This is a genomic window from Klebsiella sp. GB_Kp056 (assembly GCF_040064755.1).
GTDB classification, from domain to species: domain Bacteria; phylum Pseudomonadota; class Gammaproteobacteria; order Enterobacterales; family Enterobacteriaceae; genus Klebsiella; species Klebsiella quasipneumoniae.
The window spans coordinates 1-19,690 of the sequence record NZ_JBEAJA010000054.1 but is presented as its reverse complement, the minus strand read 5'-3'; the positions used below and the strand labels follow the sequence as shown (position 1 = coordinate 19,690).

Genomic DNA, 19,690 nt, shown 5'->3' with positions numbered 1-19,690 from the left:
ACTGTAGGGCCGGCACGGAACAAAAAAATCTTTCGCCTTTTTGTTCTGATTTGAAACACAGGTTAAATTTTTACGTTCCATATTGGAACAAAAAACCCTAGTCTTCGTCAGGATTGCGATCCCGATCCGCTCCTCTGCCGCATAATTCCCTTACCATCCCCCTTTAGCGGCAGGCTTTTTCCCCACAGCCGGGGGAAATTTAGCAAAAAATTTTTTTCAGCCCGCTGCGCCAGCCGCGATGACCGGCGCTTAAGGCAGAGGAAAAAAAGCGCGCCAGCTCGCATTTTCACCGTTTCCTCAGCAAAAACGTTCCATAAAGAAACAAAATCAGCAGGTGATGTTTCGTAATGAAACCCGATCGCCGGGGCATTCTTTTTTTCGTCCGCTCAGCCAGAATCATCATATCGCCAGGCACGCTGCACCGTCAGACGATACCCCTACGCGATGACCGCCTCCGCCAGCAGAGAGGCCGCATCGAACCTTCTCCAACGGAGCACTGAATAATGAAAAAGCTGATTAACCGTGTTGAAGATGTACTGAATGAACAATTACAGGGGCTGGCTAAAGCCCACCCGCAGCTGACCCTGCACCAGGACCCGCTGTACGTCACCCGCGCCGACGCGCCGGTGGCCGGCAAGGTCGCCCTCCTCTCCGGCGGCGGCAGCGGCCATGAGCCGATGCACTGCGGCTATATCGGCCAGGGGATGCTCTCTGGCGCCTGCCCGGGGGAAATCTTCACCTCGCCGACGCCGGATAAAATGTTCGAATGCGCGATGCAGATTGACGGCGGCGAAGGCGTCCTGCTGATTATCAAAAACTACACCGGCGACATCCTGAACTTCGAAACCGCCACCGAGCTGCTGCATGAGAGCGGCATTAAAGTCACCACCGTGGTGGTCGACGACGACGTGGCGGTGAAAGACAGTCTCTATACCGCAGGCCGCCGCGGCGTCGCCAATACCGTTCTGATCGAAAAACTGGTCGGCGCCGCCGCCGAGCGCGGCGATTCGCTGGAGGCCTGCGCTGAACTGGGGCGCCGCCTGAATAATCTCGGCCACTCCATTGGCATCGCCCTCGGCGCCTGCACCGTACCGGCCGCCGGACAACCCTCCTTTACCCTGCAGGACGATGAAATGGAGTTCGGCGTCGGCATTCACGGCGAGCCGGGCATCGACCGCCGTCGCTTCAGCTCACTGGACCAAACCGTCGATGAGATGTTCGATACCCTGCTGGAGAATGGCGCCTACAGCCGCACGCTGCGCCAGTGGGATACCGTTAAGGGCGCGTGGCAGGAAGTGAAGCAGAGCAAAACCGCGCTACAAAACGGCGACCGGGTCATCGCCATGGTCAATAACCTCGGCGCCACGCCGCTGTCCGAACTGTACGGCGTCTATCACCGGCTCGCCCAGCGCTGCGAAGCGTCCGGCATCATCATCGAACGCAACCTCGTCGGCAGCTATTGCACCTCGCTGGATATGGCGGGCTTCTCCATCACCCTGCTGAAAGCGGATGATGAGACGCTGGCGCTATGGGACGCCCCGGTTCATACCCCGGCGCTGAACTGGGGAAACTAAGGAGCACGACATGTCACTGAACAGAACGCAAATCGTCGACTGGCTGTACCGCTGCGGCGATATCTTCACCAAAGAGAGCGATTTTCTCACCGGCCTCGATAAAGAGATCGGCGATGCCGACCACGGCCTGAATATGCACCGCGGGTTCAGCAAGGTGGTGGAAAAGCTGCCGTCGATTGCCGATAAAGATATTGGCTTTATCCTCAAAAACACCGGCATGACGCTGCTCTCCAACGTCGGCGGCGCCAGCGGCCCGCTGTTCGGCACCTTCTTCATTCGCGCCGCGCAGGTCACTCAGGCCCACCAGAGCCTGACCCTCGACGAACTATACCTGATGATCCGCGAAGGCGCGGACGGCGTCGTCAACCGCGGTAAAGCGGAGCCAGGGGATAAAACCATGTGCGACGTCTGGCTGCCGGTGGTGGACTCCCTGCGCCAGTCCAGCGAGCAGCATCTGTCGATCGCCGCCGCGCTGGATGCCGCCTGCAAAGCAGCGGAGGCCGGCGCCCACAGCACCATCACCATGCAGGCGCGCAAAGGCCGCGCCAGCTACCTTGGCGAACGCAGCATCGGCCATCAGGATCCGGGCGCCACGTCAGTGATGTTTATGATGCAGATGCTGGCCGCCGCGGCCAAAGAGTAAGGAAATCGCGATGGTAAACCTGGTTATTGTTTCTCATAGCGCCCGGCTGGGCGAAGGTGTCGGAGAACTGGCCCGGCAGATGTTAATCAACGACGGCTGCAAGCTGGCGATCGCCGCCGGGATCGACGATCCCGACAGCCCGATCGGCACCGATCCGATCAAGGTCATGGAAGCGATCGAATCCGTCGCCGATACCGACCACGTGCTGGTGATGATGGATATTGGCAGCGCGTTGCTTAGCGCCGAAACCGCCCTCGACCTGCTCGATCCGGCGATTGCCGCGAAGGTGCGGCTGTGCGCCGCGCCGCTGGTGGAGGGGACGCTGGCGGCCACCGTCAGCGCCGCCTCCGGCGCCGGGATCGACAAAGTGATCGCCGACGCCATGAACGCCCTGGAGGCCAAACGGATCCAGCTGGGTTTACCTTCGCCAACCCCTGACGCCGCCCCGGCGCCGACGCTTGCCGACGATGGCGACAGCAAGTCGCTTGCGGTCGTCATACAGAACCACAACGGCCTGCACGTGCGTCCGGCGTCGAAGCTGGTCGCCGCGCTGGCGGGCTTTAACGCCGATCTGCTGCTGGAGAAAAACGGGAAGTGCGTCAAACCGGACAGCCTCAACCAAATCGCCCTGCTGCAGGTGCGGCGCAACGATAAGCTGCGCCTGCTGGCCCGCGGGCCAGAGGCCGATGCGGCGCTGGCGGCGTTTCAGGCGCTGGCCGCCGATAACTTCGGCGAATCGCCTGCGGCGCAACCGGCAGCGGCCCCGGCCGCCCCCGAGCGCGTCGAAGGCATCGCGCTGCGCTATCCGCTGGCCCTGATCCAGCCGGTCCGCCCGGCCGCCGCCGATGTCGCCCACGAGCAGCAGCGGCTGCGCCGGGCTATCGACCAGACGCTGGCGGATCTCACTGCCCTGACCGAGCTGGCGGAGAATAAATTTAACGCCGATATCGCGGCGATTTTCGCCGGGCACCACACTCTGCTCGACGATGAGGATCTGTTTGATGCCGCCAACGATCGTCTGCTCACCGAGCCGTGCTCGGCGGAATGGGCGTGGCATCAGGTGCTGATGGAGCTCAGCCAGCAGTATCGCCAGCTGGATGACCCCTATCTCCAGGCGCGCTATATCGATATCGAAGATATTCTGCAGCGCACCCTGCGCCATCTGCAGGACGTGCAGGAAACGCTGCCGACGCCCGGCGAGCCGACCATTATTATCGCTGACAACATGTTCCCGTCGGCCGTCCTGCAACTGGATGCCAGCCGCGTGAAAGGCCTGTGCCTGCGCGACGGCAGCGAACAGGCCCACGGCGCGATTATCGCCCGCGCGGCGGGGATCGCCTGGCTGTGTCAGCAGGGCGAGGCGCTGAACAGCGTGCAGCCCGGCGAGCCCATCGCGCTCGATATGCGCCGCCAGCGCCTTATCCGTCACTAAATCCACTTTGTCCGTTACCGCTCCGGAGGCCTGCCTCCGGAGGGTGAGTTTTCGCTTACTCTTCAGGAACCACTATGTCTCAATTCTTTTTTAACCAGCGCGCCAGCCTCGTCAACGATGTGATTGAGGGGACCATCATCGCCAGTCCGTGGAACAACCTCGCCCGGCTGGAGAGCGACCCGGCGATCCGGGTGTTGGTCCGTCGCGACCTGAATAAAAACAACGTGGCGGTGATCGCCGGCGGCGGCGCCGGCCACGAACCGGCGCACGTCGGCTTTATTGGTAAAGGCATGCTGACCGCCGCGGTTTGTGGCGATCTGTTCGCCTCGCCGAGCGTCGACGCGGTGCTTACCGCCATTCAGGCGGTGACCGGCGAGGCGGGCTGCCTGCTGATCGTAAAAAACTATACCGGCGACCGGCTGAACTTCGGCCTCGCGGCGGAGAAAGCGCGCCGTCTCGGCTACAACGTGGAAATGCTGATCGTCGGCGACGACATTTCGCTGCCGGAAAACAAACAGCCGCGCGGCATCGCCGGTACGCTGTTCGTCCATAAGGTGGCGGGCTATTTTGCCGAGCGCGGCTGCAATCTCGCCACCGTTCTGCGCGAAGCGCAGTATGCCGCCAACCACACCGCCAGCATCGGGGTGGCGCTGGCCAGCTGCCATCTGCCGCAGGAGGCGGACAGCGCGCCGCGCCATCAGGCCGGCCATGCCGAGCTGGGAATGGGCATCCACGGCGAACCTGGCGCCTCCACCATCGCCACGCAAAACAGTGCGGACATCGTCAATCTGATGGTGGAAAAACTGACCGCCGCCTTGCCGGAAACCGGCCGTCTGGCGGTGATGCTCAATAATCTCGGCGGCGTGTCGGTGGCCGAAATGGCGATCCTGACCCGCGAACTGGCCAACACGCCGCTGCAGGCGCGCATTGACTGGTTGATTGGCCCGGCCTCGCTGGTGACGGCCCTGGATATGAAGGGTTTCTCGCTGAGCGCCATCGTGTTGGAAGAGAGTATTGAGAAAGCGCTGCTGGCGGATGTGGAAACCGCCAGCTGGCCGCGGCCGGTGCAGCCGCGGACGGTTAACATCATGCCGTCCACTCTCGCCAGCCCGCGCGTCAACTTTACGCCTTCGGCCAACCCGCAGGTGGGCGATTACGTGGCCCAGGTGACCGGCACCCTCGTCGGGCTTGAAGACCATCTCAACGCGCTGGATGCCAAAGTGGGCGATGGCGATACCGGCTCCACCTTCGCCGCCGGGGCGCGTGAGATTGCCGACCTGTTGCAGCGCCAGCAGCTGCCGCTGAACGATCTGCCCACGCTGTTCGCGCTCACGGGCGAACGCCTGACGGTGGTGATGGGCGGCTCCAGCGGGGTATTGATGTCGATCTTCTTCACCGCTGCCGGGCAGAAGCTGGGGCAAGGCGCCAGCGTGGCCGAGGCGCTGAACGCCGGCCTGGAGCAGATGAAATTTTACGGCGGCGCCGAGGAAGGCGACCGGACAATGATCGACGCGCTGCAGCCAGCGCTGGCGGCGCTGCTCGCCGAACCGGAGAACCTGCAGGCCGCTTTTGCCGCGGCGCAGGCCGGCGCGGATCGCACTTGCCAGTCGGGCAAAGCCGGCGCCGGACGAGCGTCCTATCTCAACAGCGACAGCCTGCTCGGCAACATGGACCCCGGCGCCCACGCGGTAGCGATGGTGCTTAAAGCGCTGGCGGAACGATAAGCCTTCCCCGGTGGCGCTGTGCTTACCGGGGCTACAAATCGGCGCCAACCGTAGCCCGGATAAGGCGCTACGCGCCGCTATCCGGGTTTGACCACGATGGCTTTTTACTTGCTGTGCCAGTACGCCTGCGAGCGCACCAGCTGCTGATCGATGCTCTCATCCTCAAAGCGCGCCAGCAGCGATTTCACCACCGCGCCTTCGCCGGTCAGCCAGATGAAATAATCCTCCGCCGGCACCTTCACCTGCGCCAGACGCTCGGCGACGAACGCCGGATGGTGGCCCACCACCCACTCGATGTTAAAGCCGTCGAGGTCCGCCAGATAATCTTTATATGACGCATCGGCGATAGTGACGATGGCCGTCACCTGCGGCGTCACCGCCAGCTGACGCAAACCCAGCAGACGACGACGCAGCGCCGGCATACCGGACTCATCGCAGACATACAGTTGCCAGGCGTAATCCTCCGGCACCACCAGCGAGCCGCGCGGACCGCCGATCACCAGCTTATCGCCCGCTTTTGCCTCCAGCGCCCAGCGGCTGGCGATTCCGCCGTCGTGGATAAAGAAGTCGTACGCCAGCTCATGGCGTTCGGCATCGTACAGCGGCGTATAGTCGCGGGTAGCAGGCCGCACGCCCTCGCCCCAGTCAATCCCCTCCTCGGTCACCTGCGGCGGGGCAAACGCCGCGCCCGGCTCCGGGAAGAAAAGCTTGGTGTGGTCGTCAAAGCCGCGGGAAACGAAACCTTCCAGCGCCTCGCCTCCCAGCACGATGCGCTGGAAAGCCGCGCCTGCGCGCTCCACGCGCAGCACCGTCAGCTCACGGAAACGCAGCTCATTGCGGACACGCTGCGGGTACTTGTCTGCTTTGGTTTTTGTCATCATCGATCGCCTTCGTGAACAGTAAATAGATATATCTAAACTCGATGCAAATGATAATGATTGCCATCTAAAAAGAATGCAAGTCTTTTTTTGATATAGTCAAAACAAACCGCATTAAAATACCAGCACCAAAAATAAACACATAAATATCAACAAATTAAAAAATAAATCACAACCAGCATTGCGAGAATTCATTTTTTAGATATAAATTAGATATATCAAAACATAGCAGGAGGTAACCATGCGACATCATCATGAAGACGGGCGTGGGCCGCGCGGGCGCCACGGTGACCCCAGCGAACACGGCGACCATGGCCGTCGCGGCGGCGGACGTCGCCAGCGTTTCTTTGGCCACGGCGAACTGCGGCTGATTATTCTGGACATCCTCAGCCGCAGCGCCAGCCATGGCTATGAGCTGATCAAAGAGATCGAAACCCTCACCCAGGGGAACTACAGTCCCAGCCCGGGGGTGATCTACCCGACGCTGGATCTGCTCCAGGACCAGGGTCTCATCAGCGTGGAAGACGACAACGGACGCAAAAAAATCGTCATCAGCGAAGAGGGGAAACAGCTGCACGCGGAGAACCAGGAGCATCTGGCCCATATCCAGGAGCGTCTGCAGGCGCGGATGGTCGGCTGTGAGCTGCGCCGCGATCCGCAGATGAAGCGCGCGCTGGAGAATTTCAAAGCGGTCCTCGACCTGAAAGTGAACCAGCAGGCCAGCAGCGCCGCCCAGCTCAAGCAGATCATCGGCATTATCGACCGGGCGGCGATGGAGATCTCCCAGCTCGACTAAGCCTCTTTTCTCACCATCGGCTGCCCCGCGCTGGGGCAGCCCGCACCACGACGGATCGTGCCGCTCAACGCCGCAGGCAGAAAATCTCGTCAGCTCAGGAATAAAACGTGCCAATAATGGCGCCATGAGATTAAATTTTACACATTTCGTCTTTTACTTTGCATTTATCCCGATTTTCACCGCTTCTGCCGAACTGGCGTAATCCCTGCAATACTTAATCCAGTATCGTGTGATACGTCCGCCCCAGGAGCACATTTTGAACAGGTTACCTTCCAGCGCATCGGCTCTGGCCTGCAGCGCACACGCACTGAATCTCATTGAAAAGCGCACGCTTGACCATGAGGAAATGAAAGCACTTAACCAGGAGGTCAGAGAATACTTTAAAGAGCATGTGAATCCGGGGTTTTTAGAGTATCGAAAATCGGTCACAGCCGGCGGGGATTACGGAGCCGTAGAGTGGCAAGCGGGAGGGTTAAATACGCTTGTCGACACCCAGGGACAGGAGTTTATCGACTGCCTTGGCGGGTTTGGCATCTTCAATGTAGGGCACCGTAATCCAGTTGTGGTATCCGCCGTCGAGAATCAACTCGCGAAACAACCGCTTCACAGTCAGGAACTGCTGGATCCGCTACGCGCGATGCTGGCGAAAACCCTGGCGGCCTTAACGCCCGGCAAACTGAAGTACAGCTTCTTCTGCAACAGCGGTACCGAATCGGTAGAGGCGGCCATCAAGCTGGCGAAAGCCTATCAGTCGCCGCGCGGTAAATTCACCTTCATCGCCACCAGCGGCGCCTTCCACGGCAAATCGCTGGGCGCGCTGTCGGCCACCGCCAAGTCGACTTTCCGCAAACCGTTTATGCCGCTGCTGCCGGGCTTCCGCCATGTGCCGTTCGGCGATATCAACGCCATGCGCACCATGCTGAGCGAGTGCAAGAAAACCGGCGACGACGTCGCGGCGGTGATCCTTGAGCCGATTCAGGGCGAAGGGGGCGTGATCCTGCCGCCGACGGGGTATTTGCCGGCGGTGCGTAAGCTGTGCGACGAGTTTGGCGCCCTGCTGATCCTCGATGAAGTGCAGACCGGCATGGGCCGCACTGGCAAGATGTTCGCCTGCGAGCATGAGAACGTTCAGCCCGACATTCTGTGTCTGGCGAAAGCGCTCGGCGGCGGCGTGATGCCGATCGGCGCGACGGTGGCGACGGAAGAGGTCTTCTCGGTGCTGTTCGACAACCCGTTCCTGCACACCACGACCTTCGGCGGCAACCCGCTGGCCTGTGCGGCGGCGCTGGCGACCATTAACGTGCTGTTGACGCAAAACCTGCCGGCGCAGGCGGCGCAGAAAGGCGATATGCTGCTGGACGGTTTCCGCCTGCTGGCGCAGGAGTATCCGGACCTGGTGAATGAAGTGCGCGGGAAAGGCATGCTGATGGCCATCGAGTTTGTCGATAACGAGATTGGCTACGACTTTGCCAGCGAGATGTTCAGACAGCGGGTGCTGGTCGCCGGGACGTTAAATAACGCCAAGACGATCCGCGTTGAACCGCCGCTGACCCTCACCCTTGAGCAGTGCGAGCAGGTGCTGAAGGCGGCGCGTAAGGCGCTGGCGGCCCTGCGCGTCTCGGTTGAAGAGGCGTAATAAACTGCCCCTCCCCCCGGTCCTCTCCCAATGGAAGAGGACCGGGGTTATCTTCTGCTCTGGATTTCCCTCACACCTGCGGTAGCAGGCCGATAAAGCTGCGCTTCTGCCGCGGCTGCGACATCATCTCTTCCAGCTTTTCGACGCAGGCTAAATAGTGCGGGGTCTTCTTGTGCGCCAGCACCGCTTCATCGTCTTTATAGGCTTCGTAGATAAAAAAGCGGGTCTTCACCTCCGGATCCTGCAGAACATCAAAGCGCAGGTTGCCCGGCTCCCGCAGCGCCCCTTCGTGGTTGGCGCGGAACACCTCGAGAAACTCATCCACCCGCTCGGGTTTGATATTGATCTCCACCAGCGTCACATTCATTTCCGCTCTCCCTGTTTCTCTTCCTGCCAGAACTGGTACGCTTCGCGCGCGTTCAGATTCTCATGCACCACCTTTTTCACCGCCTTCAGCATCGCGCGCGGGGCGCTGGACTGGAAGATATTGCGCCCCATATCCACCCCGGACGCCCCCTGGTCGATCGCCCGCCAGCACATCTCCAGCGCCTCATGCTCCGGCAGCTTTTTCCCCCCGGCGATGACGATCGGCACCGGGCAGCTGGCGGTCACTTTTTCAAAGCCTTCCTCAACGAAATAGGTCTTCACAAACTGCGCCCCCATTTCGGCGGCAATCCGGCTGGCCAGCGAGAAGTAGCGCGCATCGCGGGTCATCTCTTTGCCGACGCCGGTCACCGCCAGTACCGGCATACCGTAGCGGTTGCCGGCGTCCACCAGTTTGATGATGTTGTTGATCGACTGATGTTCGTATTGGCTGCCGATATAGACCTGCGCCGCCACTGCGCAGACGTTCAGGCGCAGCGCATCTTCCATCGCCACCGCCACGCACTCGTTGGAAAGTTCGCTGAGGATCGAGTTGCCGCCGGAGGCGCGCAGCACCACCGGTTTGTTGGTCGCGGCCGGCACCTGACTGCGCAGTACGCCGCGGGTGCACATCAGCACGTCGGTTTCCTCGAACAGCGGCGCAATCGACAGATCGATGCGCTCCAGCCCGGTGGTGGGTCCCTGGAAGTAACCGTGATCGAAGGCCAGCATGACCGTGCGGTTGCTGTGCGGATTAAAAATACGCGCCAGCCGCGACTGCATGCCCCAGTCCAGCGAGCCGCAGCCTTTCAGGGTATACAGCGTGTTCTGCTGCGGGCGGTCGAGGCCGAAGTCCTTGCCCTCTTTGATATCGTCTAAATCAGCCATCTCATCCTCCGTCAGAAGTCGTAGTTATTGATGTTCTCTTTGCTGAACACCACGCGCTCCGGCAGCAGCACGATACCGTTGCCCTTCGCCTCATACTGGTAGCCCTGCACGCTGTTCGGTTCGACCTTCAGCGAGCCGATATCTTTCACCTCAACGCTGTCGCCGACGTTAAGATCGCCCTTTTTCAGCAGACGATCGGCGACGTTAACCGCAATTTTGCCCTGCTGAACCACATCCCACAGGCCAAAGGCTTTCACCGTGCCGCGCTCCACGTACGGGCGCATCACGTTGGGGGTACTAAAGCCGACGATCGCCACGCCCTGGCGCTTGAGGTTTTCCGCCGCCTGCGCCGCCGCCGGCAGGGCATTGGCATCCGGCGCGATAATGGCGTCAAGATCCGGATACGCTTTTAAGATCCCCTCGGCGGTTTGCAGCGATTTGGTGGCATCGTTATAGCCGAACTGGGTGGTGACGATTTGCCACTGCGGATGTTCTTTTTCGATTTTGGCTTTGGCTTCCTTCACCCACTGGTTCTGGTCGGTCACCGTCGGGCTGGAGTAGAAAAACGCCACTTTGGCAGCGGGCCTGGTCACCTGCTTTTCCGCCATCTCCACCAGCAGGCCGCCGAGCTGCTGCGGCGTGCCCTGATTGATATAGATGCTGCGGCACTCCGGTTTGGTATCGGAATCCCAGGTCAGGACCTTCACCCCGCGCTGCATCGCCCGCTTCAGCGCCGGACACAGGCCGTCCGGCGAGACGGCGGAGACGATAATCGCGTTGTAGCCCTGGTTGACGAAGTTGTTGATCAGCTGCACCTGGCCGGAAACGCTGGGCTCGGTGGGGCCGTCATAGGTGACATCCACGCCCAGCGCTTTCCCCGCCTCTTTCGCGCCGTTGCCGCCGCTGGTAAAGAAGCCCACGCCGACCAGCTTAGGTATAAAGGCGATGCGGTCCGCCGCCTGGGCGGTTGCCACGCTTAACGCCAGCGCCAGGACGCTCGTCTGGAGGATTCGTTTGGTTTTCATCGTATGTTTATGCTCCGATTGTTTTACGCGAGAAAAGACGCCGCCAGGTCGCGCGCACCCATTCACGGTGCAGGCTCAGCGAACGCCCCATCACCACCACCACCAACAGCGCCCCTGACAGCGCGCTCGACACCTGGTTGGGGATGCCGACCATCTGTAAACCCTGTTGCAGATACCCCACCAGCAATGCCGCCAGCGCGGTACCCAGTATCGATCCCGAGCCGCCGTAAATATTGGCCCCGCCGAGCACCGCCGCGGTCAGCGCCGGCATCAGCAGGTCACGGCCTAAATCCGAACGCGCCGAGCCAAAATAGGAGACCATCACCAGCGCCGCCACTGCCGACGCCACGCCCACCAGGCCATACAGCACATATGGGATGCCGTTGACCGACAGCGCGGCATAGCGGGCGGCGCGCGAGTTTTGCCCGAGTAAAAAAAGATGGCGGCCAAAGCGCCCGCGATGGGCCAGCAGCCAGAAGAGAAAGGTGATGACCGCGAACAGCACCAGCGGCAGCGGCAGCCCGCCCAGGGTTAAATTGGCGAAGGCGGTGAAGCTGTCGGGAAAGCCGCCGATCCCTTCATAGCCGGTGGCGCCGGCCATGCCGGAAAGCAGCAGCGCGCCGCCGCCGTACAGATACAGCGTCCCGAGGGTGATCACCAGCGGGCTGATGCCGGTGTAGTGGATCAGCGCGGCGTTGATTAACCCGCACAGCAGCCCCAGCAGCAACGTCAGCGACACCGCCAGCCACAGCGGCCAGCCCGCCTGGGTCATCACCCCGAGGGCGATGGCGCACAGGCCGATGGTCGAGCCCAGCGAAATATCGATCCCGCCGCTGATGATCACCAGCGTCAGCGGCAGCGCGACGATGCCGATGCAGATAAAGTCGCTGGTGCTAAAGAGCAGCATATTGAGATCCAGCATGCGCGGATTCAGCGCGCCGAACAGCAGGATTTCCACGACTAACAACGCCAGCAGCGCGCTTTCCCAGTTAAGCTTCAGCTTCATTTAGGCCACCTCTTTGCTTTTGCGTTCGGGAAAGCGGGCAACCTGTTTGCCCCCTTTGTTGCCGGGCTGGAAACGGCTGTACTTCAGCGCCCGCTGATGGCGGGTCAGCGCCTGGCGCAGGCGGCCATCAAGGACCAGCACCCCGAGCAGGACCAGGCCGGCGATAAAGTCATTCCACCAGGCGGGAAGGCGGAACAGCACCAGCACGGTGTCGATTTGGGTGAGGAAGAAGGCGCCGAGAAACGCGCCGAGCAGGGTGCCGGTGCCGCCGAGCAGCGAAATCCCGCCCAGCACGCAGGCGGCGATGGCTTTCATCTCCAGGCCGCTGCCGGTCTGATTGGGCACAAAGCCAATCTGCGCGGCGAAGACGATCCCGGCGCAGGCCGCCAGCATACCGTTGAGGGTAAAGGCCAGCATCCGCGTGCGGTTGACCGCCACGCCCAGCTGGCGGGCAGCGGCGAGGTTATCGCCAACGGCATAGAAATCACGCCCAGAGGCGGTGCGCGACAGCAGCCATGCTCCCGCCAGCAGCAGCGCCAGCACCAGCCAGCCCAGCGGCGAGACGCCGATAAACAGCGGCTCCGAGAGCGATTTCAGGCTATCGGGCAAGCCTTCGATCCATTTCCCGCCGGTCCACAGCAACATCACCCCGCGATACAACCCCAGCGTGCCGAGGGTGGCGACGATCGCCGGAATGCGCAGCCCCACCACCAGCAGGCCGTTAAAAGCCCCGGCCAGCGCGCCAATCGCCAGCGCGAAGGCGATCGCCGTCGCCAGCCCGTAGCCGTTGTTCAGCGCCACCCCAACAGCGATGGCGCTCAGGCCAACGGTGGAGCCCACCGATACGTCGATATTGCGGGTCAGCATCACCAGCGTTGCCCCCAGCGCCAGCAGGCACAGAATTTGCGAGCTGGCGAAAATCATCGCCAGCGTCTGCAGGCTGAAATAGGCCGGATTGAGCGCCACCAGCACGGCAAACAGCGCCACGATGGCGAAGAAGGCGCTCAGTTCGCGATTCTTGAGTAACGTTTTCATGCCTGCCCTCCAAAGGCCAGGGTCATCATACGATCGACGGTCACCGCCTGCCGCGCCAGCTCGCCGCTGTAGCGGCCCTGATGCATCACCAACACCCGGTCGGCCAGGCCAACGAACTCATCCAGATCGCTGGAGATCATCAGCACCGCCACATTTTGCGCGGCAACGCTTTTCAGCAACTGATAGATATCGGCGCGGGCGGAGACATCCACGCCGCGCGTCGGTTCATCAACAATCAACAGCAGCGGGTTAGCCTCCAGACAGCGCGCCAGCAGCACCTTCTGCTGGTTGCCGCCGGAGAGGGTACGCACCGGCTGATCGCCATCGGCCAGCTTGATCCCCAGCGCCCGGTGATAGCGTTCGACCACCGCCGCCTCCCGTTTCCCCTGCTGCCACCACGACGGCTGATTGAACATCACCGTGTTCCAGCGCACCGGCGCATCGAGAAACAGCCCGGAGACCTGGCGGTCTTCGGGCAGATAGACCAGCCCGCTGGCCAGCCTGGCGCGGGTGCTCTCCTGACTAATCTCGCGGTTCTCCAGCCAGATCCGCCCGGCGCGCGGCGGACGCAGGCCGTATAAGGTTTCGGCAAATTCGGTGCGCCCGGATCCCACCAGCCCGGCGAGGCCGACGATCTCCCCGGCGCGGATCTCCAGACTGAGATCGATAAAACCTTCGCCGGTGAGATCCTCCACCCGCAAAACGGGAAAATCCTGCGCCTGGGTGCGGCGGTTGCCCGGCAGCGCCAGCCACAGCTTTTGCGTGTCGCTCAGCGCATGGTCGCGGCTGGCCGGCGTCATGGCGCTGATAAGCTGTTGGTCGCCGTAGCCCGCCGTTTCGCCGCTGAGCACTACCGCCCCATCGCGCATCACCGACACATGGCTGGCAAGCTGGCGGATTTCCGGCAGTTTGTGCGAGATAAAGACGATCCCCACGCCGAGCCCCTGCAATGCCCGGATCTGCTGAAACAGCCTTTCCGTTTCGCCCGGCGTTAAAGAGGCGGTGGGTTCATCAAGGATCAGGATCCGCGCCTCGCGCATCAGGCCGCGCAGGATCTCGACCATCTGTTGATCGGCTACCTCAAGCGTGCTGGCGCTGGCGTCCAGGTTGATCTGGCAGTTCAGCTGCTGCAGTTTTTCCTGCAGCCGCGCGGCGGTATCCGCCCGCTTCGGCAGACGAAAAAGAATGTTCTCGCGCACGCTGAGGTTGGGAAACAGCATCGGCTCCTGCGGCACCAGATAGATGCCCAGCTGGTGGGCCAGCGCCGGGTTAAGGCGCGCAAACGCGCGTTCGCCGATCGTCAGTTCACCGCTATCCGGGGTTTCGACGCCGGCGATGATCTTCATCAGCGTCGATTTACCCGCGCCGTTGCCCCCCATCAGCGCATGCACCTGGCCCGCGCATAGCGTAAAGTCGATGCCCTTCAGCACGGCAACGCCGGAGAACTGTTTGCGGATCTGGCGAGCTTCAAGCAGTGGCTTCATCGTCGCGCCTCGTTTGAACAAATGATTTTTAAATTTAATAATGTTCAAAAGCGTAGACGGTGAACTATATTTACAACCGTGCGAAGATCACAGTTTGGCGCTTTAGATCGTCCGGAAAAAAGGGGCCAGAGAGGAAAGATCCGTTTTGCCAGTCGGCTCACACTTTCCGGCCGCGCAATAGCGAACATATGATCTAAATTTTTATAAGAGTTCAATTTATGAGCGAAAAACGCATTACGGAAGACCATCGCTACGCCGGGCTGGCGTTAGCCGAGGAAGAGCTGGTGGCGCGGGTGGCGTGGTGTTACTACCACGACGGCCTGACGCAAAACGACATCGGCGAGCGTTTGGGGCTGCCGCGGCTGAAGATTTCCCGCCTGCTGGAGAAAGGTCGCCAGTCCGGGGTGATCCGCGTGCAGATCAACTCGCGCTATGAAGGCTGTCTGGCGCTGGAAAGCGAACTCCAGCAGCGCTTTGGCCTCAAGATTGCTCGCGTGCTGCCGGCGCTCAACACCCCGCCGATGAATACCCGGCTGGGGATAGGCGCGGCGCAGTCGCTGATGGGGATTCTGCAACCGGGACAGCTGCTGGCGGTCGGCTTCGGCGAAGCCACCATGAGCTGCCTGCAGCATCTCAGCGGCTTTATCGGCTCGCAGCAGGTGCGGCTGGTGACCCTCTCCGGCGGCGTCGGCCCCTATATGACCGGCATCGGTCAGCTGGATGCCGCCTGCAGCGTGAGCATTATTCCGGCGCCGCTGCGGGTCTCGTCGGCGGAGGTCGCCGAAATCCTGCGCCGCGAATCCAGCGTGCGCGATGTGATGCTGGCGGCGACGGCGGCGGACGCGGCGGTGGTTGGCATTGGCGCTATCGATCAGCGGCGCGACGCGACCATTCTGCGCTCCGGCTATATCAGCGAGGGCGAACAGCTGATGTACGCCCGCAAAGGGGCGGTCGGCGACATTTTAGGTTATTTCCTGCAGGCCGACGGCCGGCCGGTAGAGGGGCTGGAGATCCATCGGGAACTGCTCGGCGTGACCCTGGATGAGCTGGCGCAGCTGCCGACCATCGTCGGCGTCGCCGGAGGAGAACAAAAAGCGCAGGCGATTCATGCCGCTCTGATTGGCAAGCGGATTAATGGCCTGGTAACGGAAGAGACAACAGCACGCGCGGTGCTCGCGCTGGCCTCCTGAAGGCCCGGCGCCGCGCGACAACAGCGAGGCGCATGTCATGAGTTACCTGTTAGCGTTAGATGCCGGGACCGGCAGCATTCGGGCGGTCATTTTCGATCTCAATGGCCGCCAGCTGGCGGTGGGCCAGGCCGAATGGAAACACCTGAGCGTCGATAACGTCCCCGGCTCGATGGAGTTCGACCTTACCACCAACTGGCAGCTGGCCTGCCAGTGCATTCGCCAGGCGCTCGACGCCGCCCGGCTCTCTCCCGCCGATATTCAGTCCGTCGCCTGCTGTTCGATGCGCGAAGGGATCGTCCTCTATGACCGCAACGGCGAGGCCATCTGGGCCTGCGCCAACGTTGATGCCCGCGCCAGCCGCGAAGTCGCGGAGCTTAAAGAGATCCACGACTATCGTTTTGAATCCGAGGTGTACGAGGTCTCCGGGCAAACGCTGGCGCTCAGCGCGATGCCGCGCCTGCTGTGGCTGGCGCACCATCGGCCCGATATCTACCGCAAGGCGGCGACCATCACCATGATCAGCGACTGGCTGGCGGCGAAGCTTTCCGGCGAGCTGGCGGTCGACCCGTCAAACGCGGGCACCACCGGCATGCTCGATCTGTTCAGCCGCGACTGGCGTCCGGCGCTGCTGGATATGGCCGGGCTGCGCGCCGATATGCTGTCGCCGGTGAAAGAGACCGGCACGCTGCTGGGCGCCGTCACCGAAGCGGCAGCCCAGCAGAGCGGCCTGCGCGCCGGGACGCCGGTGGTGATGGGCGGCGGCGACGTGCAGCTCGGCTGCCTGGGACTCGGGGTGGTGCGCGCCGGACAAAGCGCAGTGCTCGGCGGCACCTTCTGGCAGCAGGTGGTGAATCTGCCGCAGGTGCGCACCGACCCGCAGATGAATATTCGCGTTAACCCTCACGTCATTCCCGGCATGGCGCAGGCGGAGTCCATCAGCTTTTTTACCGGCCTGACCATGCGCTGGTTCCGCGACGCCTTCTGCGCTGAAGAAAAGCTGATTGCCGAGCGCCTCGGCGTCGATGCCTATTCGCTGCTGGAGGAGATGGCCAGCCGCGTACCCGCCGGTTCCCACGGCGTGATGCCTATTTTTTCCGACGCCATGCACTTTAAGCAGTGGTACCACGCCGCGCCGTCGTTTATTAACCTCTCCATCGATCCGGAGAAGTGCAATAAAGCCACTCTGTTCCGCGCCCTGGAGGAGAACGCGGCGATTGTCTCCGCCTGCAACCTGGCGCAGATATCGCAGTTTTCCGGGGTGACTTTCGATAGCCTGGTGTTTGCCGGCGGCGGCTCGAAGGGAGCGCTGTGGAGCCAGATCCTCAGCGACGTCACCGGCCTGCCGGTGCGGGTGCCGGTGGTCCGCGAAGCCACCGCCCTCGGCTGCGCCATCGCCGCCGGCGCTGGCGCCGGGCTGTACGGCGACATGGCCAGCGCCGGAGAAAAGTTAGTGAGCTGGCACCGCGAGTTCACCCCTAATCCGCAGCATCGCGAGCTGTATCAGGAGATGATGAGTAAATGGCAGTCGGTCTATGCCGATCAGCTTGGTCTTGTCGATAGCGGGCTGACAACGTCGATGTGGCAGGCGCCGGGCCTCGAACGCCGCCAGCGCGCTGTGTCTTCCCCCTCCCCCTAAACCTCTCCCTGAGGAAGAGGGGACCGTTCAGCGCGAAGCCTGATTTTCAGTGCCCGCTCGCCCCTCTCCCTTTGGGAGAGGGGCAACGCTTCGCCGTTCTTTGAATCCCATCACAATCACCGCACTCCCCTTTTCCCTTTTTCTTCACGACGGCTAAATTAGTAACTCATCCGACCACATAACAATAATTTTACATTGGAAGCCATTATGAGCCGCTATCCGTCGCTTTTCGCCCCGCTTGAGCTGGGCTTCACTACCCTCAAAAACCGCGTGTTGATGGGCTCCATGCATACCGGTCTGGAAGAACTGCCCGACGGCGCGCAACGGTTAGCGGCCTTTTACGCCGAGCGCGCGCGGCACGGCGTGGCGCTGATCGTCACCGGCGGCATCGCGCCCGCCCCGTCCGGGGTGACCATGGCCGGCGGCGCGGTACTCAACGATGTCAGCCATCTGGCGCATCATCGCCAGATCACCGACGCGGTACATCAGGAAGGCGGTAAAATCGCCCTGCAGATCCTGCACACCGGGCGCTACAGCTACCAGCCCGCGCTGGTCGCTCCCTCTCCTCTGCAGGCGCCGATTAACCGGTTCACCCCTCATGAGCTGAGCCACGACGAGATCCTCTCGCTGATCGATGATTTTGCCCACTGCGCCCAGCTGGCGCGGGAAGCAGGCTATGACGGCGTGGAGGTGATGGGCTCTGAGGGCTATCTGATTAACGAATTCCTCGCCGCGCGCACTAACCAGCGCAACGATCAATGGGGCGGCGATTACGCGCGCCGGATGCGTTTCGCCGTTGAAGTAGTCAAGGCCGTGCGCCAGCGCGCCGGTCACGATTTCATTATCATCTACCGTCTGTCGATGCTCGATCTGGTTAACGACGGCAGCACGCTGGCGGAAGTCACCGCGCTGGCCAAAGCCATCGAGGCGGCGGGGGCGACGATCATCAACACCGGCATCGGCTGGCACGAAGCGCGCATTCCGACCATCGCCACTCCGGTACCGCGCGGCGCCTTTAGCTGGGTCACCCGCAAACTGAAGGGCGCGGTGTCGATCCCGCTGATCACCACCAACCGCATCAACGATCCGCAGGTCGCGGAGGCAATCCTCGCCCGCGGCGATGCCGACATGGTCTCAATGGCCCGCCCGTTCCTTGCCGATGCCGAATTTATGTCGAAAGCACAGAGCGATCGCGCCGATGAGATCAACACCTGCATCGGCTGCAACCAGGCGTGTCTCGATCGGATCTTCGTCGGCAAAGTCACCTCCTGTCTGGTCAACCCGCGCGCCTGCCATGAAACCCTGATGCCGGTCCTGCCTGCCAACGCCCCTAAGCGGCTGGCGGTGGTCGGCGCCGGGCCTGCCGGTCTGGCCTTCGCGGTTAACGCCGCCGCCCGCGGTCATCACGTCACGTTGTTCGATGCCCTCCCGGAGATCGGCGGCCAGTTTAATATCGCCAAACAGATCCCCGGCAAAGAGGAGTTTCATGAAACCCTGCGCTACTACCGTAGAATGCTCGATCTTAACGGCGTCGATCTACGTCTGCACACCCGCGTCACGGCAGACGATCTGCTGGCGTTCGATGAGACGATCCTCGCCACCGGCATTGCCCCGCGCCTGCCGGCGATCGTCGGGATCGATCATCCCAAGGTGCTCAGCTACCTGGATGTCTTACGCGATAAAGCGCCGGTTGGCGCGAAGGTGGCGATTATCGGCTGCGGCGGCATCGGCTTCGACACCGCGATGTATTTAAGCCAGTCGGGGGTGGCCACCAGCCAGGATATCGGCGAGTTCTGTCGCGAATGGGGTATCGATACCAGCCTGCGGACGGCGGGCGGGCTGCGTCCTGAAGGCCCGCAGCTGAGTCAAAGCCCGCGACAGATTGTGATGCTGCAGCGCAAGGCGAGCAAACCGGGCGACGGGCTCGGCAAAACCACCGGCTGGATCCACCGCGCCACGCTGCTGGCGCGCGGCGTGAAAATGATCCCGGCGGTCAGCTATGAGAAGATCGATGATGAGGGATTACACGTGACGATCGGCGGCGAGCGCCAGCTGCTGGCGGTGGATCATGTCGTGATCTGCGCAGGTCAGGAGCCGCGCCGCGAGCTGGCGGATCCGCTGCGCGCGGCGGGGAAAACGGTGCATTTGATCGGCGGCTGCGACGTGGCGGCGGAGCTGGATGCGCGCCGGGCGATTGCCCAGGGCACGAAGCTGGCCCTGGCGATTTAGCCGTGTCCCGGGGGCGGCGCGATGCGCCTTCCCCGGGCTACCACGATAATCCCGAACGGTAGCCCGGCTAAAGCGACAGTCGGTAGCCCGGCTAAAGCGACAGTCGGTAGCCCGGCTAAGGCGACAGTCGGTAGCCCGGCTAAGGCGACAG

17 protein-coding genes are annotated in these 19,690 nt (G+C 62.1%); 10 read left to right on the top strand and 7 right to left on the bottom strand.

Translation table 11 applies throughout. From position 1 onward, the window contains the following. Window positions 1–144 precede the first annotated feature (144 nt). The 5 genes from ABLV52_RS15410 (at window position 145) to ABLV52_RS15390 (ending at window position 5,373) form a co-directional block, all read left to right on the top strand. Window positions 145–348, top strand: coding sequence for a hypothetical protein (locus ABLV52_RS15410; protein WP_048298715.1), 204 nt, complete (start codon window positions 145–147; stop codon window positions 346–348). Between the two features lie 155 nt (window positions 349–503). After that, a complete protein-coding gene (gene dhaK / locus ABLV52_RS15405; RefSeq protein ID WP_032454135.1) occupies window positions 504–1,574 on the top strand; it encodes a dihydroxyacetone kinase subunit DhaK in 1,071 nt (356 codons plus the stop codon). A 10-nt stretch (window positions 1,575–1,584) separates the two neighbouring features. Continuing rightward, window positions 1,585–2,217, top strand: coding sequence for a dihydroxyacetone kinase subunit DhaL (gene dhaL, locus ABLV52_RS15400; RefSeq protein WP_017899726.1), 633 nt, complete (start codon window positions 1,585–1,587; stop codon window positions 2,215–2,217). A 10-nt stretch (window positions 2,218–2,227) separates the two neighbouring features. Further along, window positions 2,228–3,649 carry a dihydroxyacetone kinase phosphoryl donor subunit DhaM gene (gene dhaM / locus ABLV52_RS15395; protein WP_322355514.1) on the top strand — a complete coding sequence of 474 codons (1,422 nt, stop codon included), beginning with the start codon at window positions 2,228–2,230 and terminating at the stop codon, window positions 3,647–3,649. Window positions 3,650–3,723: 74 nt separating this feature from the next. Next, window positions 3,724–5,373 carry a glycerone kinase gene (locus tag ABLV52_RS15390; protein ID WP_348890575.1) on the top strand — a complete coding sequence of 550 codons (1,650 nt, stop codon included), beginning with the start codon at window positions 3,724–3,726 and terminating at the stop codon, window positions 5,371–5,373. Between the two features lie 104 nt (window positions 5,374–5,477). Here the strand turns inward: ABLV52_RS15390 and ABLV52_RS15385 are convergent, their stop codons facing one another. Continuing rightward, window positions 5,478–6,254 (bottom strand): siderophore-interacting protein, encoded by a 777-nt coding sequence (locus ABLV52_RS15385; RefSeq protein WP_023291069.1) that lies wholly within the window; start codon window positions 6,252–6,254, stop codon window positions 5,478–5,480. Window positions 6,255–6,492: 238 nt separating this feature from the next. Here ABLV52_RS15385 and ABLV52_RS15380 point away from each other — a divergent pair, with 238 nt between their 5' ends. Both ABLV52_RS15380 and ygjG read left to right on the top strand, forming a co-directional pair. Further along, complete coding sequence (locus tag ABLV52_RS15380) at window positions 6,493–7,047, top strand: PadR family transcriptional regulator (protein ID WP_023291070.1); 555 nt, start codon at window positions 6,493–6,495, stop codon at window positions 7,045–7,047. Window positions 7,048–7,303: 256 nt separating this feature from the next. After that, complete coding sequence (gene ygjG / locus ABLV52_RS15375) at window positions 7,304–8,683, top strand: putrescine aminotransferase (RefSeq protein WP_023291071.1); 1,380 nt, start codon at window positions 7,304–7,306, stop codon at window positions 8,681–8,683. 70 nt (window positions 8,684–8,753) lie between these two features. Here the strand turns inward: ygjG and lsrG are convergent, their stop codons facing one another. The 6 genes from lsrG to lsrA are packed head-to-tail and all read right to left on the bottom strand — an operon-like array spanning window position 8,754 to window position 14,484. Next, window positions 8,754–9,050 carry a (4S)-4-hydroxy-5-phosphonooxypentane-2,3-dione isomerase gene (gene lsrG / locus ABLV52_RS15370; protein WP_004181386.1) on the bottom strand — a complete coding sequence of 99 codons (297 nt, stop codon included), beginning with the start codon at window positions 9,048–9,050 and terminating at the stop codon, window positions 8,754–8,756. Then, window positions 9,047–9,934 (bottom strand): 3-hydroxy-5-phosphonooxypentane-2,4-dione thiolase, encoded by an 888-nt coding sequence (lsrF, locus tag ABLV52_RS15365; protein ID WP_023291072.1) that lies wholly within the window; start codon window positions 9,932–9,934, stop codon window positions 9,047–9,049. Before lsrF ends, lsrG begins: the two co-directional genes overlap by 4 nt. A gap of 11 nt (window positions 9,935–9,945) precedes the next feature. Then, window positions 9,946–10,959 carry an autoinducer 2 ABC transporter substrate-binding protein LsrB gene (lsrB, locus tag ABLV52_RS15360; protein WP_064155346.1) on the bottom strand — a complete coding sequence of 338 codons (1,014 nt, stop codon included), beginning with the start codon at window positions 10,957–10,959 and terminating at the stop codon, window positions 9,946–9,948. Between the two features lie 7 nt (window positions 10,960–10,966). After that, on the bottom strand, window positions 10,967–11,965 hold the full coding sequence (gene lsrD / locus ABLV52_RS15355; protein WP_072413577.1) for an autoinducer 2 ABC transporter permease LsrD: 999 nt from the start codon (window positions 11,963–11,965) through the stop codon (window positions 10,967–10,969). Next, complete coding sequence (lsrC, locus tag ABLV52_RS15350; RefSeq protein WP_023291075.1) at window positions 11,966–13,000, bottom strand: autoinducer 2 ABC transporter permease LsrC; 1,035 nt, start codon at window positions 12,998–13,000, stop codon at window positions 11,966–11,968. It abuts the gene before it with no gap. Continuing rightward, window positions 12,997–14,484 carry an autoinducer 2 ABC transporter ATP-binding protein LsrA gene (gene lsrA / locus ABLV52_RS15345; RefSeq protein ID WP_023291076.1) on the bottom strand — a complete coding sequence of 496 codons (1,488 nt, stop codon included), beginning with the start codon at window positions 14,482–14,484 and terminating at the stop codon, window positions 12,997–12,999. Before lsrA ends, lsrC begins: the two co-directional genes overlap by 4 nt. 218 nt (window positions 14,485–14,702) lie before the next feature. Here lsrA and lsrR point away from each other — a divergent pair, with 218 nt between their 5' ends. The 3 genes from lsrR (at window position 14,703) to ABLV52_RS15330 (ending at window position 19,539) form a co-directional block, all read left to right on the top strand. Then, entirely contained in the window at window positions 14,703–15,674 is a 972-nt protein-coding gene (gene lsrR / locus ABLV52_RS15340) for a transcriptional regulator LsrR (protein WP_004206105.1), read from the top strand. A gap of 37 nt (window positions 15,675–15,711) precedes the next feature. After that, a complete protein-coding gene (gene lsrK, locus ABLV52_RS15335) occupies window positions 15,712–17,310 on the top strand; it encodes an autoinducer-2 kinase (protein ID WP_023291078.1) in 1,599 nt (532 codons plus the stop codon). A 207-nt stretch (window positions 17,311–17,517) separates the two neighbouring features. Continuing rightward, complete coding sequence (locus tag ABLV52_RS15330; protein ID WP_102005545.1) at window positions 17,518–19,539, top strand: NADPH-dependent 2,4-dienoyl-CoA reductase; 2,022 nt, start codon at window positions 17,518–17,520, stop codon at window positions 19,537–19,539. The last annotated feature ends 151 nt before the right edge of the window (window positions 19,540–19,690 follow it).

Excerpts from the sequence above, each read along its gene's own strand:
- dhaK (WP_032454135.1), top strand. The coding sequence starts at position 504 with ATGAAAAAGCTGATTAACCGTGTTGAAGATGTACTGAATGAACAATTA.
- ABLV52_RS15385 (WP_023291069.1), bottom strand. The coding sequence starts at position 6,254 with ATGATGACAAAAACCAAAGCAGACAAGTACCCGCAGCGTGTCCGCAAT.
- dhaM (WP_322355514.1), top strand. The coding sequence starts at position 2,228 with ATGGTAAACCTGGTTATTGTTTCTCATAGCGCCCGGCTGGGCGAAGGT.
- dhaL (WP_017899726.1), top strand. The coding sequence starts at position 1,585 with ATGTCACTGAACAGAACGCAAATCGTCGACTGGCTGTACCGCTGCGGC.
- lsrB (WP_064155346.1), bottom strand. The coding sequence starts at position 10,959 with ATGAAAACCAAACGAATCCTCCAGACGAGCGTCCTGGCGCTGGCGTTA.
- lsrC (WP_023291075.1), bottom strand. The coding sequence starts at position 13,000 with ATGAAAACGTTACTCAAGAATCGCGAACTGAGCGCCTTCTTCGCCATC.
- lsrR (WP_004206105.1), top strand. The coding sequence starts at position 14,703 with ATGAGCGAAAAACGCATTACGGAAGACCATCGCTACGCCGGGCTGGCG.
- lsrA (WP_023291076.1), bottom strand. The coding sequence starts at position 14,484 with ATGAAGCCACTGCTTGAAGCTCGCCAGATCCGCAAACAGTTCTCCGGC.
- lsrK (WP_023291078.1), top strand. The coding sequence starts at position 15,712 with ATGAGTTACCTGTTAGCGTTAGATGCCGGGACCGGCAGCATTCGGGCG.
- lsrF (WP_023291072.1), bottom strand. The coding sequence starts at position 9,934 with ATGGCTGATTTAGACGATATCAAAGAGGGCAAGGACTTCGGCCTCGAC.
- ABLV52_RS15380 (WP_023291070.1), top strand. The coding sequence starts at position 6,493 with ATGCGACATCATCATGAAGACGGGCGTGGGCCGCGCGGGCGCCACGGT.
- ABLV52_RS15390 (WP_348890575.1), top strand. The coding sequence starts at position 3,724 with ATGTCTCAATTCTTTTTTAACCAGCGCGCCAGCCTCGTCAACGATGTG.
- ABLV52_RS15330 (WP_102005545.1), top strand. The coding sequence starts at position 17,518 with ATGAGCCGCTATCCGTCGCTTTTCGCCCCGCTTGAGCTGGGCTTCACT.
- lsrG (WP_004181386.1), bottom strand. The coding sequence starts at position 9,050 with ATGAATGTGACGCTGGTGGAGATCAATATCAAACCCGAGCGGGTGGAT.
- lsrD (WP_072413577.1), bottom strand. The coding sequence starts at position 11,965 with ATGAAGCTGAAGCTTAACTGGGAAAGCGCGCTGCTGGCGTTGTTAGTC.